General features: G+C 32.5%; 1 protein-coding gene. It reads right to left on the reverse strand.

Annotation, left to right across the window (positions count from 1 at the left end; genetic code table 11):
- The coding region (locus NE637_RS15440) for a hypothetical protein (RefSeq protein ID WP_256267813.1) at window positions 1-265 on the reverse strand (265 nt) is incomplete at both ends.

Here is a 265-nt window from a genome sequence, read left to right on the forward strand (position 1 = left end):
CTAATATGCAATAATCCCTATACTCAACATATCCTCTTTGCTTCAGCTCTTTAGAGATAACTTCATATATATTCTCCTTAGTCATAACAACTATTTTATTATCCTTTATCGATGGTAATGCATCTCCTAATCTATATATGGAAATCCCATCATATGCTCTTTCTTCTACTCCGTTATCTATAATAAATGGAATATGAAATGTCTCCTTTAATTTAGGCAGCACACGCTTTCCAATACGTCCAAGTCCAAAAGGTATAATTGTTCT

Origin of the sequence: Desulfovibrio desulfuricans, assembly GCF_024460775.1 — a bacterium.
GTDB classification, from domain to species: Bacteria; Desulfobacterota; Desulfovibrionia; order Desulfovibrionales; family Desulfovibrionaceae; genus Desulfovibrio; species Desulfovibrio desulfuricans_E.